Annotated in this window: 17 protein-coding genes and 1 pseudogene; 10 read left to right on the top strand and 8 right to left on the bottom strand. The window is 50.2% G+C overall.

The annotated features are described in order from the left end of the window. The first annotated feature begins 6 nt into the window (after positions 1–6). The 7 genes and pseudogenes from AC0T7J_RS03115 to AC0T7J_RS03145 all read left to right on the top strand — a co-directional run bounded on the left by AC0T7J_RS03115 (position 7) and on the right by AC0T7J_RS03145 (position 4,333). A complete protein-coding gene (locus AC0T7J_RS03115; RefSeq protein WP_473792084.1) occupies positions 7–1,227 on the top strand; it encodes a nucleoside 2-deoxyribosyltransferase in 1,221 nt (406 codons plus the stop codon). Next, complete coding sequence (locus AC0T7J_RS03120) at positions 1,224–1,820, top strand: 7-cyano-7-deazaguanine synthase (RefSeq protein WP_473792086.1); 597 nt, start codon at positions 1,224–1,226, stop codon at positions 1,818–1,820. Before AC0T7J_RS03115 ends, AC0T7J_RS03120 begins: the two co-directional genes overlap by 4 nt. A 310-nt stretch (positions 1,821–2,130) precedes the next feature. Further along, entirely contained in the window at positions 2,131–2,283 is a 153-nt protein-coding gene (locus tag AC0T7J_RS03125) for a DUF2732 family protein (protein WP_473792088.1), read from the top strand. Between the two features lie 238 nt (positions 2,284–2,521). Further along, the gene (locus AC0T7J_RS03130) at positions 2,522–2,638 is read left to right on the top strand and encodes a hypothetical protein (RefSeq protein ID WP_311977697.1); all 117 of its coding nucleotides are present in this window, start codon (positions 2,522–2,524) and stop codon (positions 2,636–2,638) included. Between the two features lie 132 nt (positions 2,639–2,770). Further along, complete coding sequence (locus AC0T7J_RS03135; RefSeq protein WP_473792090.1) at positions 2,771–3,535, top strand: hypothetical protein; 765 nt, start codon at positions 2,771–2,773, stop codon at positions 3,533–3,535. A gap of 47 nt (positions 3,536–3,582) precedes the next feature. Then, positions 3,583–4,184, top strand: a pseudogene (locus AC0T7J_RS03140) (phage baseplate assembly protein V). A 20-nt stretch (positions 4,185–4,204) separates the two neighbouring features. Then, positions 4,205–4,333 carry a GPW/gp25 family protein gene (locus tag AC0T7J_RS03145; protein WP_376716130.1) on the top strand — a complete coding sequence of 43 codons (129 nt, stop codon included), beginning with the start codon at positions 4,205–4,207 and terminating at the stop codon, positions 4,331–4,333. Between the two features lie 397 nt (positions 4,334–4,730). On the opposite strand, the gene AC0T7J_RS03150 is transcribed toward AC0T7J_RS03145, so the two are convergent. From AC0T7J_RS03150 to copC, 5 genes are all read right to left on the bottom strand, one after another. Beyond that, positions 4,731–5,171, bottom strand: coding sequence for a WapI family immunity protein (locus AC0T7J_RS03150; protein ID WP_473792092.1), 441 nt, complete (start codon positions 5,169–5,171; stop codon positions 4,731–4,733). A gap of 470 nt (positions 5,172–5,641) precedes the next feature. Continuing rightward, the gene (locus AC0T7J_RS03155) at positions 5,642–5,881 is read right to left on the bottom strand and encodes a hypothetical protein (RefSeq protein WP_473792094.1); all 240 of its coding nucleotides are present in this window, start codon (positions 5,879–5,881) and stop codon (positions 5,642–5,644) included. Between the two features lie 741 nt (positions 5,882–6,622). After that, positions 6,623–6,970 (bottom strand): YebY family protein, encoded by a 348-nt coding sequence (locus AC0T7J_RS03160; protein ID WP_010670792.1) that lies wholly within the window; start codon positions 6,968–6,970, stop codon positions 6,623–6,625. A 28-nt stretch (positions 6,971–6,998) separates the two neighbouring features. After that, positions 6,999–7,874 (bottom strand): copper homeostasis membrane protein CopD, encoded by an 876-nt coding sequence (copD, locus tag AC0T7J_RS03165; protein WP_473792096.1) that lies wholly within the window; start codon positions 7,872–7,874, stop codon positions 6,999–7,001. 5 nt (positions 7,875–7,879) lie between these two features. After that, positions 7,880–8,257 (bottom strand): copper homeostasis periplasmic binding protein CopC, encoded by a 378-nt coding sequence (copC, locus tag AC0T7J_RS03170; RefSeq protein WP_473792098.1) that lies wholly within the window; start codon positions 8,255–8,257, stop codon positions 7,880–7,882. Positions 8,258–8,408: 151 nt separating this feature from the next. Here copC and AC0T7J_RS03175 point away from each other — a divergent pair, with 151 nt between their 5' ends. Together AC0T7J_RS03175 and exoX are read left to right on the top strand one after the other, a co-directional pair. After that, positions 8,409–8,642 (top strand): DNA polymerase III subunit theta, encoded by a 234-nt coding sequence (locus tag AC0T7J_RS03175; protein WP_473792100.1) that lies wholly within the window; start codon positions 8,409–8,411, stop codon positions 8,640–8,642. After that, positions 8,639–9,310, top strand: coding sequence for an exodeoxyribonuclease X (exoX, locus tag AC0T7J_RS03180; RefSeq protein ID WP_473792101.1), 672 nt, complete (start codon positions 8,639–8,641; stop codon positions 9,308–9,310). Before AC0T7J_RS03175 ends, exoX begins: the two co-directional genes overlap by 4 nt. Here exoX and AC0T7J_RS03185 read toward each other — a convergent pair. Continuing rightward, on the bottom strand, positions 9,304–11,367 hold the full coding sequence (locus tag AC0T7J_RS03185; RefSeq protein WP_473792103.1) for a prolyl oligopeptidase family serine peptidase: 2,064 nt from the start codon (positions 11,365–11,367) through the stop codon (positions 9,304–9,306). The two genes, exoX and AC0T7J_RS03185, sit on opposite strands and share 7 nt — an antisense overlap. A 126-nt stretch (positions 11,368–11,493) precedes the next feature. Continuing rightward, the gene (locus tag AC0T7J_RS03190) at positions 11,494–12,150 is read right to left on the bottom strand and encodes a tellurite resistance TerB family protein (protein ID WP_010258682.1); all 657 of its coding nucleotides are present in this window, start codon (positions 12,148–12,150) and stop codon (positions 11,494–11,496) included. Positions 12,151–12,316: 166 nt separating this feature from the next. Here AC0T7J_RS03190 and purT point away from each other — a divergent pair, with 166 nt between their 5' ends. Then, positions 12,317–13,495, top strand: coding sequence for a formate-dependent phosphoribosylglycinamide formyltransferase (gene purT, locus AC0T7J_RS03195; RefSeq protein ID WP_473792105.1), 1,179 nt, complete (start codon positions 12,317–12,319; stop codon positions 13,493–13,495). A gap of 34 nt (positions 13,496–13,529) precedes the next feature. Here the strand turns inward: purT and AC0T7J_RS03200 are convergent, their stop codons facing one another. Further along, positions 13,530–14,168 carry a bifunctional 4-hydroxy-2-oxoglutarate aldolase/2-dehydro-3-deoxy-phosphogluconate aldolase gene (locus tag AC0T7J_RS03200; protein WP_010258674.1) on the bottom strand — a complete coding sequence of 213 codons (639 nt, stop codon included), beginning with the start codon at positions 14,166–14,168 and terminating at the stop codon, positions 13,530–13,532. Positions 14,169–14,230 lie beyond the last annotated feature (62 nt).

The following is a 14,230-nucleotide window of genomic DNA, read 5'->3' on the forward strand; positions in this document are numbered from 1 at the left end:
TAAAAAATGCTCAATGTTATAGGTGGTATTTATCGTGAAAGATGTATAAAGCCTTCATGGGATCATGTTTATGGCTCTGGAGGTAGAGCTGCAATAGCTATCGCGAACATGGGAACCAGAGTCAATTTGCATGCATATGTTAGTGACAAATCTTTAAGTGAATTCAAATTTAAACTTGCTCTTATAGAAGGGAACATTATTGAAGTTAAAGAATTATCTTACGATAATGAAATCTGTTTCAATTATTCGCATGGTTTAGACCCACTGAATCCACCAATAGTTAAAAGAAAAGAAAACATTAATTTAAAAGCTGATAATGTCCTCGTCTTTGGAATGTTAGAGTGTGAATTTGAAATCAAAGCCGAATTTGCGGTGTATGATCCTCAAAATACTTTTAGCACCCAGCCTTTTTCTAAAAATGGATCTACAGCAAAGCACTTAGCATTAGTACTTAACGAGAATGAAGCAAGAATTCTTGCTGGTAGAGATTTATCTGAAAGTATTAATGACATCATCGACCTGCTCCATATTAAAGAATCAGCTGAAGTAATTGTAGTAAAATGTGGACCTTCAGGTGCTGTTGTATCCTATAAAAATAAAAAAACAACAATTCCCGCATTTAAAACTAATAGAGTATGGAAAATTGGATCTGGCGATTGTTTTTCTGCCCATTTTGCAAACAATTGGATAGAGAATAAAGAATCACCGGAGAATGCTGCTTATAATGCTTCTTTGGCTACTGCCTTTTTTTGTGAAAGTTCAACTTTGCCATCTCCCTTCATGCTTAAAGAATTTAAGCCTGAGCCCATTAAGTATATAGAGAAAAGTGTAGACCCAACAGTTTATATAGCTGGTCCATTTTTTACACTATCTCAACTATGGCTAGTTGAACAAGTAAGGTTTAATTTAATCGAGATGGGGATAAATGTAATATCTCCTTATCATGATATTGGAATGATCCAAGATGAACATCCTGATGATTTTCATGAAATATGTAAGTTAGACTTGGAAGGAATAGAAAATTCTGACATTGTATTTGGAATAGTTGATGGACATGACACTGGAACGATATTCGAATTGGGTTATACTACGTCTTTGAAAAAGAGAATAATTTTATACTCAGAAAACGTTTCGAATAGCGATTTGGTTATGTTTCACAATGAGCATACTATAATAGTCGATGATTACGTAACAGCTATTTACAAGACCCTTTGGGCAAACTTATGAATAATAAAGTTGGACTTATTTTATCTGGCGGTATGGATTCAACCTGCCTAGCTTGGTGGTTGAGACCGACCGTTGCCTTTACTATTGATTATGGACAATTGGCTGCAAAAGCAGAGATTGAGGCCTCTATTGAGATTTGTCGAGCTTTAGATATTGAGTACCATATAATTTCTATAGACTGTCGACAACTTGGCTCCGGTGACATGGCAGGAAAATCAGCTGATAATAAAGCTCCAGCAACTGATTGGTGGCCTTACAGAAACCAAATGCTAATTACTTTTGCAGCCATGAAAGCAATTTCTTTGGGAGTAAACAAACTTTTGATAGGCTCTGTGAAAAGTGATGGCTTTCATCAAGATGGAACTCAATATTTTATTGAAGCAATATCTAAATTAGTATCCCTACAAGAAGGAAACATTACTATTGATGCTCCAGCAATAAATCTTGACACTTTGGAATTAATAAAAAAATCGTCAATACCCTATGGAGTACTAAAACTCTCTCACAGTTGCCATAAGTCAATCACCCCATGCAACCAATGCAGGGGGTGTAATAAGCACAATCAAGTCTTACATGAACTAGGGCATTATTGACTTAATTTATAATTACTTATGTTAAAGGGCGTCATCAATACGCCCTTAATTCAATAAACGTCCGTATCAGTTGAAGTTCAGGATAGCCAACACTTTTTTTGCAATCTATACATCACTAATTAAATAACTAAACTTAGCATTTGCATTTGCATTTGCATTTGCATTTGCATTTGCATTATTAAATCTAATTTTTTTACCCGGGAGTAAAGAGACATCCTAAACGTAATATTTGCCATCTACACCTAAGATCCAGCTACCCTTGCTAATTCTACTTATACTTTCGTCCACAACCCATGCACCAAAAATACTTATGTTGCTGAATGATGTGCGTCGTGAAGAGCGCTGCGGTCGTTCTGACCTCATGATATCCCTCCTTAACATCCTGGCCTCGAATATTCGCCGGAATGAATTGATCTGTGTCGAAGCAGTTGAACTACTTAATCAGGAAGCGGAAAAAATCTAGGCTCAGGCTGAGGAGGCGCATTGATGGCTGACTCAATGGACATCGTGCAGCAACCTGTCAATCCCGGTACGTAAAGACATGGCGCTGAGCATTGGTCGCAAGGCTGCGCGCAAGTCAGCAGTTGAACATCAGGCACAGGACGTCACGCCCTTTAAGCCCCGCAAAACGCAGCCGGTGCGCAGCATAAAGGGCTGTATAAAAGGGCGAGATGTTTGCAAAGCTGCGCACGGCTAAGTATATGAAGACGCATGCCAGCCTGAATGAGACTGTTATCGAGTTTGCGGGTAACGTGCAGCACATGGCCCGCGTGCATCATTACGGACTGCGCGATCAGCCAGCCCGTGGGGGTAAATAAATTCTATATGAGGCAAGACCGCTGCTGGACTTGCCGAAAGGTTATAGTGAAACGTTACAATATCTAATGATTGAAGCACTGGGATTTGGCAGGTAACATTCTAGAATGTTTGTCGTCTATTATGGAGTTGTCATGTTTGAAAATTTCCTGTCGCTAGGTTCTCTTATATCTGTAACCTTAAGTTTCGCCCTTACCATTAAAGCATTAAATATAAATTACGTTAATAATAGTAGTGTAATAAAGTCAGAGATAACAGGTAATAACAACAACGTTTATGTAAATTACTCAGATTATTCAGGCAAAATCTCCAGCTTTAAACGTTTATGGGTTTGTATTGAGTTGATAATCTTGGCATTATTTCCAGTTTATCCTGATTTCTTCATAGATTCATTATCCACATTTTCCATATGTGCTTTATTTATTTGTGCGACCGGTACGTATAAAAACATCTCAGAAAATGTTAACAATGGAATTTACAGTCTTTTCTATCTAATTGGAACGGCGGTCATAAGTTTCTTTTCTATTTCTGCGTTATCTATGGTGCATGCCAATAAATATATATTCACTGACTATTATCTACGTGCTTATGAAACCATAGTCGGGGGGGGCTATATCCATGGATACTCGCAAGGGATAACCTCGATTATTGGAGAAGGTGTGGCCTACCTTGGGCTTTCAATTCTGTTTATTTCACTAATTCATTGTTGCTTTGGATTTCTAAATAGAGATAAGAATTTTGACGTGACATTTGATGCTATATTTCGCTGGGTGCCAGCCTCATTATTTGGCCATTTTTTTGCTTGTGGAGGCGTGATTGCTATTTTAAATCTTAACTTCAATTACATTACATGGATGTATCAAAACGTTTGGTACTATTTCTTTTCTTACTTCCTCTGATGTTTAGCTGTCCATGAACAAACGCTAAATCTTTTTTTCTCTGGTTGATGGGGCTATCTATCCCCATCAACTTACAAATATCTAAAATTCAGCGCCTGTTACGCAATCTGATCCGCATAGGAACCGTGTCGGCCGTCAATCTTGACGGCGGGTTGTGCCATGTCGATACCGGAAAAAAATATTACCGGCTGGCTGCACTGGCTGAGCACACACATGTGTAGAACCCGCTCGTGGAATGCCTCGTCAGTTGGTGAGCAGGCGCTTGTTCTCTGCCTGGGCGGCGAACTCGATACCGGTTTAGTACTTCCGGGCATTTCTCAGATGACAACCCTGCTCTGTCTGCCTCGGCCGATGCGCTGCACTGGTGATTTCTCGACGGCGTGGTGATCGAGTACGAGCCGGAAACCGGTGCTCTGACCGCAACCGACATACAGACGGCAACCAATAAAGCAGCGGTAAAAATCCTGTTCGACTCGCCAGAAGCTGAATGCACAGCGCTGCTCAAAACTGCGCAGTTGGAAGTCACCCAGGGCGGCACGATGAAAGGCAACGTAAGCATACCGGCGGCAATCTTTCCTCCAACGGCAAGGTATCGCGTTCGCATTTATATCCGGACGACAAAGACGGAAAAACGGGAGCGCCAGTATGACAACCGTATAATACATCGGCATGGAAAGGGAAACCGGCGGCATGCTGACCGACCTCGATCACATCCGGCAATCCGTGCGTGACATTCTGCTGCCCCCTGTCGGCACCAGAGTGATGCACCGCCAGTATGGTTCTCTTTATCCACACTGATTGACCAGCCGTAATACGAGGAGCTGCGCCTGCAGATTATGTCGGCTGACTATATGGTGCCTTTGAGGCGAAGCTCACCGCATACGTTATCGAGCAAAAGCGACTTGGCCGCGACCATTCGCCTGTCTGCGCTCTATGCCGCCATACACGTTGAGAGCGTGCAGCGCGTCAACCTTATCAAGCCTTCCGCTGACGTGGTGCTCGACAAACGCAGACCGCTTACTGCACGGGTTACACGCTGACCTTGGGAGGCATCGCTTTCGGCATGGATGAACTACATGCAGGCAGTACAGGTACTTGATACTGCCGCATCGAATAGTACATAGACGGAAAGGACTAAATTAAAATCCATTCTACGCCCGAATTTTTCAGTTAAAAATTTTTAATGACAAAATCTTTAATTCTGCCATTGAATCATTTCATCCAGCCTCTTCAGAATGTCGGGGAAATAGCTTTCATTAAGGCCAAAGCTGCCTTTAACCTGAACGCTGTCGGCATGGGGTTCCGGTCGGAGGATAAAATCAATAGTTACGCTATCAATACTATTTTCATTTGTCAGTATCATATCAAGCTGATGAATATCGCTCTGATATTTAAACGACTTTAACTTTTGCTGAGTAATTATCGCCTGATGAAAAGCTGAAAATTCTTTTTTCAACATTTTTAACTCTCCAACAGTGAACTCAGTCTTAAACGCCACCTTCAGGCCGCTTACCGAGAATTCGATCCAGGACTGTATCCAATCCCAGTGATGGTTAACAGGATCGGCTTCGTTATCCACAATGCGTTCAAAAGGTGCGATTGCAAAAGTAAATTCTTCACTCCTGATATCAAACATGGAAATGTTCCTGTTAATTAATGAAAATATTGAAAATGAGATATTGTCCAGTTTGATTCTCTGACAATCACCTCTAATTTGTACTTCTGATAGAAATACTCTTGAAGCTGCTTATCGAAGCGCAGCTTATAAATGTCCGTTTCGTATCGGGACATTCCCTTACCTTCACGAGGATCTGGCATGCGCTTGCCATAACGAATAGCCCTTTACTGAATTTGCAAAGGAACATATCGAGCGGGTTCGTACATATGGCTTGCGGCTGTTTCCGTCATTTTAAGTTTGCGCGCATGTAGCCCGAATTTCAGCCGCCCACGCAAAATAGATACCGTACCCTGACTAATTTTTGCTGAGATTGCCGCACGTGAGCCAGCTTCAAATAGTACCCGTCCGGTACGAAGAATACGAAAAACACCTAACGCCAATAATACAATATCAGTTGGATCAATTAGCGGTGTTTCAAGCGGTGCTTCTTAAAGGTGAAGAAAATGCCCCTGAACATCATAAATCTGCCACAAACCCGGAGCCTGTGCGACCGAGTAACCGATACACATACCGCTGGTTTCATCTGTTACGGGCTTTACATTTCCTGGCAAATGGCTGGGGCGAATCTCAAAAAAAACGCCCTGAGGCAATCTCGACTCAAATGTGTAGTAACGTCCAGGTTCCTGTTTTGCTGCTGTTCCTGATATCATTCTCAATCCCTCGTTCATGATAATGGCTGCATTATAGTGCCACACTAAGATAAAACGATCACTCTCCGAAATTTGCCTATGCGTCCGTCAGAGACCTATAAATACGTGAATCCCTCGGCACGAGCTGTGTCCCCTAACATACCTTCAATCAATGGACATCGGATGAATGATTAACGTCACTGTGTCTGCATTATCGAAATCAATAACGGCATGTTTGTCATGAAGACTTGATCCAACGTAATGCCCCAGATGGATTAATGAGAGTATTAGTCGAAGCGTGCGAAATAAGAGGTATTAAGATTGGGCCAGACCTGCCGAATTTTCATGAGATGAGACGCGCTGAAAGTCGATTATTTGATGTGAGAATTGAAGAAGTTTTTTGTAAAGGCCATTCGACCATAAAAAATTTTTCCATGAAGAAAAAACAATCGTGATTCAAGCGATCAGGAATATTTGATGGCATAGATTGAATAGTGTGATTTCGGGATGTTTCGTAACAATCACATAAAATCTTTAAAAATCATAAAACAAAAAAAGACCGAATACGATTCCTATATTCGGTCCAGGGAAATGGCTCTCAAGGAGCCGTGCGCTAAAAGTTGGCATTTATGAAGGCGATGTCGCCTTGCCATTTAACATTAGAACAGCGCGGTGGAATTGCCAGCAAACGGGAGGCGCAGGGGCATAAACCGGATCAGTTTGTGATCGCAACGGCAAAAAAGAGGGGTTGGGCGCAGCACGATGCTGCACCCGACAGGTTTATTTACCGCACAGCGCCTGGGTGCGCTCAACAATCGGCTGCAGACTCATCATCTGACCCGGATGCGCTTTGTCTTCGGCCTGGATCACGCTGATCGGCTGCGCTTTCACCTGTTTGTTTTTGAACAGTGTGTCGGCGATATCGTTCAGAGGGTATGTCATCAGCGTGCTCGGATTGATGGCAAACATCGCACCATCTTTCTCGCAGGTCAGCATCACCTCTTCACGGTTAAACGGCCACTTCTCTTTACCGATCTCAAAGCGGCTGACGGTAATGATTTGTGCCGCCAGCGCCTGGCCGCATACGGATAACAACAGGATTGCGGGGATCACTTTCTTCAGCAACATAACTACCCTTTTCTCTCTTAAACCACATTCAGGCTGGCGACAGCGTGGCAAATACGCTGACCAGCCCAACCACTCCACACGCCAGCAGCAGTTCAAGCTGCGTCATGCGAATAAATTTTTGCTGCGTCCCGCTGCCCGCCAGGCGGAATCGCGGCACCAGCCAGTATCGGTTAATCAACGCCACCAGCACCATCAGGGCAACCAGCAGCACTTTACACAGCAACAATATAATGTAGCGTGAATCGTGCCACGAGAGCGGCCAGCCCACGATCAATACGCTGTTAATCAGGCCACTCAGCAGCGTTAACGCCACCGCCAGATGACCATAGCGCGAAAAGCGCATCATGGTGCGGATAGCGTCGGCACGGCGATCGATCTGGCGCGCCTCTCGCATCAACAGCAACAGAGGCAGTAATCCGCCCGTCCAGAACGCCGCGGCAATCAGATGCAGTGCATGATTGAGCTGCTGAAACAATCCCGGCCAGCCATCGCGCATCGCGGCATGACCTATCAGAGCCATGCAGGCCAGTTGCAGTACGCCTGCCAGCAGTAACACCGGCTGACGCAGCCGCCCGGTCAGTAACAAACCAGCAACGGCCAGCAGGCTAAAGAGGATTTCCCACAGCCACACGCCACCGAAGTGCGTGCCAATCACCGCCTGCCAGATATCGACATCGGCCAGATTGGCGCTGTCGCCGCTCATCAACACATTCTGGCAGGCCAGCATCGCCAGTGCACTCAGCAGCGCCAGCCAGGCGCTCCCTTTCACCAGCGGGTTTAATCGTAGCGCCAGTAGGGGTCGATAGCGTCCGGGCGCCAGCAGCGCGCTGTAACAGGCGCTGCCGGTCATCAGCATCACGGCGATAAAATGCAGCGCGCGCAACAGGATCCAGAGGGTGGTCACCGGCGTTACTTCACGCTAAAGCGATAGCTTCCTGCCGTTTTATGTCCATCCACTGACAGCACATGCCAGTTAACCTGATAGCTGCCTGCTTTCAGGGGCTGAGACAGGCCGACAATCAGCCGGTTTTTCTGGCCAGATTCAACGCGGGCTTTAGCGGTGGCGACAGGCTTCTGTTCACTATCCAGCAGCGTGACGCCGCTGAATGCCGCTTCAATATCTTCACTGAAGTTCAGCGTCAACGCATCAGGGGATGCCGTGACCTGCGCTTTGGCCGCCGGGAGAGAAGACTGGAGATGCGCATGCGCCGCCGCCAGCGAACTGAATGCCATCAGTCCGGCTGCTGCCAGCGCAATAACCATGCGGGAAATCAGTTTTTTATGCATAAGATCATCCTTTTAACCGCCGCCAGGGCGATAAACGTGGCAAAAGGATACGCTGCTGTATTTGCACTGTCGAGGCCAGCGATGCGATCCTTTATCCTTGATTCAGACCGCCGAAAACATTACTTTTGCCCGCTATCGTCAGGAGAATATTATGAGCCATAACCTTGCCCGGCTGTCCCAGGAAGAGAAAGACAAGATTAATGTCGATTTGGCGGCAGCGGGTGTGGCGTTTAAAGAGCGCTATAACATGCCGGTCGTTGCCGAAATGGTGGCGCAGGAACAGCCCGAAGCGCTGCGTGACTGGTTTCGTCAGCGTCTGACGCAATACCGCCAGGCGTCGCTCAGCCTGTCGCGCCTTCCTTATGAACCGAAGATGAAGCAATGATATTTCGCGTTATTGATACTGAAACCTGCGGTCTGCAGGGCGGCGTAGTTGAAGTCGCATCCGTGGATGTTGTCGACGGCCAGATTGTGAATCCGATGAGCGATCTCACCCTGCCCGACCGCCCTATCAGCCGTCAGGCGATGGCGGTGCATCGCATTACCGAAGCGATGGTCGCCGGTAAACCGACCATTGAAGAGGCGATCCCACGTTATTACGGCAGTGCTTTTTATGTGGCGCACAACGCCAGCTTTGATCGGAGGATGCTGCCGGAAATGTACGGTGAATGGATCTGCACCATGCAGCTGGCACGTCAGCTCTGGCCGGGCATTAAATATGGCAACCAGGCTCTGCGTCATTCGCTAAAGCTGGATGTCACGCCGCCCGCTGACCTGCATGCTCACCGCGCACTCTATGACTGCTATGTTACGGCGGCGCTGCTGATCCGAATCATGGAGATCTCCGGCTGGAGTGCCTCCGAGATGATTGTGCGGTCACAACCGGCGGCCCAGCGCGATGACGTTCTGCCGTTTGGCAAATACCGCGGACAGGCGATTGCGGTGGTTGCGCGCAAGGATCCGGGCTATCTGAAGTGGATGCTGGATAACGTCAGCGATTTGCGCCCGCCATTGCGGCAGGCGCTGCGTAAGTACCTGACCGAATCTCAGTAATCCTGAGCCGGCGGTAAGGTGCCCTGCGCCAGCCCCAGCAGGAAGCTGTACTCCATCGCGATCCCTTCATAGGCTTTGTAGCGCCCCGACTTGCCGCCGTGCCCCGCATCCATGTCGGTGCAAAGCAGCAGCAGGTTATTGTCGGTTTTCATCGATCTCAGTTTCGCCACCCATTTGGCCGGTTCCCAGTACTGCACCTGCGAATCGTGCAGACCAGTGGTGACCAGCAGGTGGGGATAGGCTTTCGCCTCGATGTTGTCATAAGGGCTGTACTGGCGGATATAACAGTAGTACTCAGGATCGTTGGGGTTGCCCCACTCGTCATACTCGCCGGTGGTCAGAGGAATCGACTCATCCAGCATCGTGGTGACCACATCCATAAATGGCACCTGAGCTACCACGCCGTGGAACCGTTCCGGTGCAAGATTAATCACCCCGCCCATCAGCAGGCCGCCCGCGCTGCCCCCCATGGCATAGAGCCGTTCCGGGTGTCCGATGCCGCGCGCAACCAGCGCGTTAGTGACATCGATAAAATCGGTGAAGCTGTTCATTTTGTTCAGCAGGCGACCGCCGTCATACCATTGCTGCCCCAGCTCACCGCCGCCGCGCACCTGTATCAGCGCATAAACAAAGCCGCGATCCAGCAGGCTCAGGCGGCTGACGCTGAAATCGGCATCCATGCTGCTGCCGTAGGCACCGTAGCCATAAACCAGCATCGGGTTCTGACCGGGCTGATAGTGTTTGCGGTGATACACCAGCGATACAGGCACTTCGGTGCCATCACTGACTTTAATCCAGTGGTGTTCGCTTTTGTAATCTTCCGCGTTAAAGCCTTTCACCGCGCTCTGCTTCAGGATGCGGCGTTCGCCGGTATCCATATCCAGCTCAAACAGCGTGGTCGGCGTGGTCATCGACGAATAGCCGTAGCGCAGTTTGCTGGTGCGCGGCGTCGGATTGTAGGCCAGCCAGGTCACATAGGTCGGGTCGTCAAAGGCGATGCCGCTGGTTTCACCACTGGCCCAGTTGATCTGCCGCAGGCTGGTTAAGCCGCGCTGGCGCTCCTCGACCACCAGCCAGTCCCGAAACAGCTGAAAATCTTCCATCACCACCTGTTCCCGTGCCGGGATCAGCGTTTCCCAGCGTGACTCGTCCAGATAGCGACTGCGGTAAAGCCCGAAGTTTTCGCCTTCCCGGTTGGATCGAATGAAGAACTGATGCTCGTAGTGGTCGATGCTGTACTCATGATCGCGGCGGCGCGGCAGAAACACATGGGGCTGCGCGTCGGGAAAGTTCGCATCAATCAGCTGAATTTCGCTGGTGTTGGTGCTGTAGAGCGCAATCATGATGAACTGCTTAGAGGTGGTCTTATGTACGCTGAGATGATAAGTGTCATCCTGCTCTTCATACACCAAATGGTCAGCAGACTGTGGTGAACCGAGTTCGTGTCGCCATACCTGATAGGAGAGCAGCGTCTGCGGGTGTTTTCGCACATAGTAGAGGGTGCGCGAGTCGTTACCCCACGCGAAGCTGGAAGAGGCATTGCTCAGCACTTCAGGGTACCAGCTGCCACTCTCCAGGTTACGGAAGCGGATGCCATATTGCCGGCGAGACAGGAAATCTTCAGCCAGCGCCATGACCCTGTTATCCGGACTGATATGCAGCGCGCCCATGGTGTAGAAATCGCTGTGCGAAGCGCGCTGGTTGGCATCCAGCAGCAGGCTCCACTCGTCAGACTCATCGCTCGCTGCGGGCTGGCGGTAATAGGCCGGATATTCGTTACCGCTCTGGTAGCGGCTCTGATAACGGTAGCCATTTTTCACATAGGGCACCGAGTGATCTTCAGGCGGCAGCCGATCGATAATCTCTTTTAATACCCGGTCCTGCAGTGGCTGCTGTGACGACATGATTTTTTTGCCGTAGTTGTTTTCGGCACGCAGGTAATCAAGGACCTCGCTGTTTTCGCGCTTGTCGTCGCGCAGCCAGTAGTAGTCGTCAACGCGCGTCTCGCCGTGCAACGTCATCTCATGGGGTATTTTTTTTGCGATGGGTGCTTTCATCCATCCGTCTCCGTGAACGTAATGATCTGTAAGCGTAACACTTCAGCAGCGGGAAGCCAGGTATAGGTTGAGAAGCAGCCGCTGGCGGATCACATCCTGTGACCCGCCAGCGGAATATCAGAGAGATTAACTGGCGGGTAAACGGGCTTTCTCAGCCTCAAGATCCTGCTGGATGCCGTCGCGCACATCCTGGGGGATTTTCAGCGCGTCGCCCAGCGCGGAGAGGTAGCTGCGCTCCATGAAGTGATCAACGTCGATAGCGGCACAGCTCAGGAAGTAGAGCTCCAGCGCCTCTTCCTCGTTTTTCACATCGGCAGCCAGCCACTGCGGATCCAGCGGGCGGTTCATCGCTTTCTGGATCAGCTGTTCCGCTTCCTGTCCGTAGCCGGACTGATGAATATTCTGCTCAATCGCTGCCCGTTCCTGATCGTCAATGTGCCCGTCGCTCTTGGCGGCAAACACCAGCGCCGTTACCAGACGTTCAGCCCGCAGGTTAACCGGCGTCTGCGCCACGCCAAAGTCAGGTTCATTCTGGTGTGCTTCGCTGACCCGCTGCTTATATTTGTTCCATAGCACCGCGCCCGCAGCCGCACCGCCACCGATAATCAGCGCCTTGCCGCCATATTTTGTCAGCAGTTTGCGCGACGATTTACTGGCTATCAGCATACCGGCCAGGCCGCCCAGCGCACCCGGCGCCAGCATGTCGCTTAAGCCGCCGCCCGATTTGCCCTCACCGCCCTTCTTCGTCAGTACCGACTGAATTTGTTGCAACCAGTTATTCATCATCCACTCCTTTTAAGACGTCAGCCCGCTATCCTGACGAAAAGGATGTCAGGAAACGTCAGAGCGGGAAAAGTAAGGCAAAAAGTCGTGTCAGATGGACGGAAGATGAGAACGCAAACGTTTTCGTTTATACTTGCGCGCGAATTTTGACTGCTTAGGTGAAGAAATGACGACTCTCGGAACAGCGCTGCGTCCGGCAGCCACGCGTGTGATGCTATTGGGTTCAGGTGAACTGGGTAAAGAGGTGGCGCTGGAGTGTCAGCGTCTGGGTGTGGAGGTGATCGCGGTTGATCGTTATGCCGATGCTCCGGCGATGCACGTTGCCCATCGCAGCCATGTGATTAACATGCTGGATGGCGCGGCACTGGCTGCGCTGATAGCTGAAGAGAAGCCTGATTTTGTCGTACCGGAAATCGAAGCCATCGCCACGGAAACCCTGGTTGAGCTGGAGGAGCAAGGCCAGCGCGTGGTGCCGACTGCCCGTGCTGCGCGGCTGACCATGAACCGCGAAGGCATTCGTCGGCTGGCGGCTGAAGAGCTCTCTCTGCCGACCTCCCGCTATCGCTTTGCCGATAGTAAGGCGCGCTTTGATGAAGCGGCTACCGAAATCGGCTTTCCCTGCATTGTGAAGCCGGTAATGAGCTCCTCCGGCAAAGGTCAGAGCTTCATCCGCGACCCCAGCCAGCTCGAGAGCGCCTGGGACTATGCGCAACAGGGTGGCCGCGCGGGTGCCGGACGCGTCATCGTCGAAGGGGTTGTCGACTTCGATTTTGAGATCACCCTGCTGACCATCAGCGCAGTCGATGGCATTCATTTCTGTGCGCCGATTGGTCACCGTCAGGAGGATGGCGATTATCGTGAATCCTGGCAGCCGCAGCAGATGAGTGATGTGGCGCTGCAGCGGGCACAGGATGTTGCCGCGCAGGTGGTTAAGGCGCTGGGCGGCTATGGCTTGTTTGGCGTTGAGCTGTTTGTCTGCGGTGATGAGGTGGTATTCAGCGAAGTTTCGCCGCGTCCTCACGACACCGGCATGGTGACGCTGATTTCACAGGATCTGTCAGAGTTTGCCCTGCACGTGCGGGCGTTTCTCGGTCTGCCGATTGGCGCGATTCGCCAGTATGGTCCGTCAGCGTCCGCCGTTATTCTGCCGCAACTCACCAGCCAGAATGTGCAATTTGTGAATGTCGAAGCGGCGCTGGGTGCCGGTCTGCAACTGCGCCTGTTCGGCAAGCCGGAAATCAGCGGTCAGCGTCGTCTGGGCGTGGCACTGGCCAGCGGTGACAGCACCGATCAGGCGATTGCGCGTGCCGTTGCCAGCGCAGCAGCGCTCACGGTTCAGGGGTAAACGTGTGCGGTGAGCAGACGCTCACCGCCATAACTTACTTCGCGCCTTCAACAGCTTCGCGTGCCAGGCGGGTGATGCGATCCCAGTCGCCCGCTTCCAGCGCGTCGTTGGGCACCAGCCAGGAGCCGCCGATGCACAGCACGCTTTTCAGCGCCAGATAGTCACGGTAGTTCGCCGGAGAGATGCCCCCGGTTGGGCAGAATCGCACCTGCGGGAAGGGTCCGCCAATCGCCTGCAGCGCTTTGACGCCGCCGTTCGCTTCTGCCGGGAAAAACTTGAACTCGCGCAGACCGTAGTCCATACCGGTCATTAACTCAGAAACGGTGCTGATGCCGGGAATCAACGGTACCGGCCCTTCAACCGCCGCTTTCAGCAGCGACTCGGTGACGCCAGGGCTGATCACAAACTGCGCACCGGCATCGGTCACTTCCTGTAACTGCTGTGGGTTGATCACGGTTCCCGCACCGACGATCGCATCCGGCACTTCTTTGATCATTGCACGTAAGGCATCCATCGCCACGGGTGTGCGCAGCGTCACTTCCAGCACCCTGACACCGCCTGCCACCAGCGCTTTCGCCATCGGCACCGCATGTTCCAGTTTATTCACGACGATGACCGGTACGACAGGTCCGGTGGTCAGAATCTGTTCTGCACTCGTTTTCCAGTTTTTCATCAGTTCCCCTTGCTTGATAACACCAGGATTGCGACCCGGTCATGGAGCATTGGCTCCTGCCC

The organism is Pantoea sp. E956-1 (genome assembly GCF_982223955.1).

Bases quoted from the DNA above. Each gene is read 5' to 3' on its own strand.
- AC0T7J_RS03135 (WP_473792090.1), top strand. From the start codon at position 2,771: ATGTTTGAAAATTTCCTGTCGCTAGGTTCTCTTATATCTGTAACCTTA.
- AC0T7J_RS03175 (WP_473792100.1), top strand. From the start codon at position 8,409: ATGAGCCATAACCTTGCCCGGCTGTCCCAGGAAGAGAAAGACAAGATT.
- AC0T7J_RS03120 (WP_473792086.1), top strand. From the start codon at position 1,224: ATGAATAATAAAGTTGGACTTATTTTATCTGGCGGTATGGATTCAACC.
- AC0T7J_RS03190 (WP_010258682.1), bottom strand. From the start codon at position 12,150: ATGAATAACTGGTTGCAACAAATTCAGTCGGTACTGACGAAGAAGGGC.
- AC0T7J_RS03150 (WP_473792092.1), bottom strand. From the start codon at position 5,171: ATGTTTGATATCAGGAGTGAAGAATTTACTTTTGCAATCGCACCTTTT.
- copC (WP_473792098.1), bottom strand. From the start codon at position 8,257: ATGCATAAAAAACTGATTTCCCGCATGGTTATTGCGCTGGCAGCAGCC.
- AC0T7J_RS03130 (WP_311977697.1), top strand. From the start codon at position 2,522: ATGAAGACGCATGCCAGCCTGAATGAGACTGTTATCGAGTTTGCGGGT.
- purT (WP_473792105.1), top strand. From the start codon at position 12,317: ATGACGACTCTCGGAACAGCGCTGCGTCCGGCAGCCACGCGTGTGATG.
- AC0T7J_RS03155 (WP_473792094.1), bottom strand. From the start codon at position 5,881: ATGAACGAGGGATTGAGAATGATATCAGGAACAGCAGCAAAACAGGAA.
- AC0T7J_RS03160 (WP_010670792.1), bottom strand. From the start codon at position 6,970: ATGTTGCTGAAGAAAGTGATCCCCGCAATCCTGTTGTTATCCGTATGC.
- AC0T7J_RS03185 (WP_473792103.1), bottom strand. From the start codon at position 11,367: ATGAAAGCACCCATCGCAAAAAAAATACCCCATGAGATGACGTTGCAC.
- AC0T7J_RS03125 (WP_473792088.1), top strand. From the start codon at position 2,131: ATGTTGCTGAATGATGTGCGTCGTGAAGAGCGCTGCGGTCGTTCTGAC.
- AC0T7J_RS03200 (WP_010258674.1), bottom strand. From the start codon at position 14,168: ATGAAAAACTGGAAAACGAGTGCAGAACAGATTCTGACCACCGGACCT.
- exoX (WP_473792101.1), top strand. From the start codon at position 8,639: ATGATATTTCGCGTTATTGATACTGAAACCTGCGGTCTGCAGGGCGGC.
- AC0T7J_RS03115 (WP_473792084.1), top strand. From the start codon at position 7: ATGCTCAATGTTATAGGTGGTATTTATCGTGAAAGATGTATAAAGCCT.
- AC0T7J_RS03145 (WP_376716130.1), top strand. From the start codon at position 4,205: ATGGAAAGGGAAACCGGCGGCATGCTGACCGACCTCGATCACATCCGG.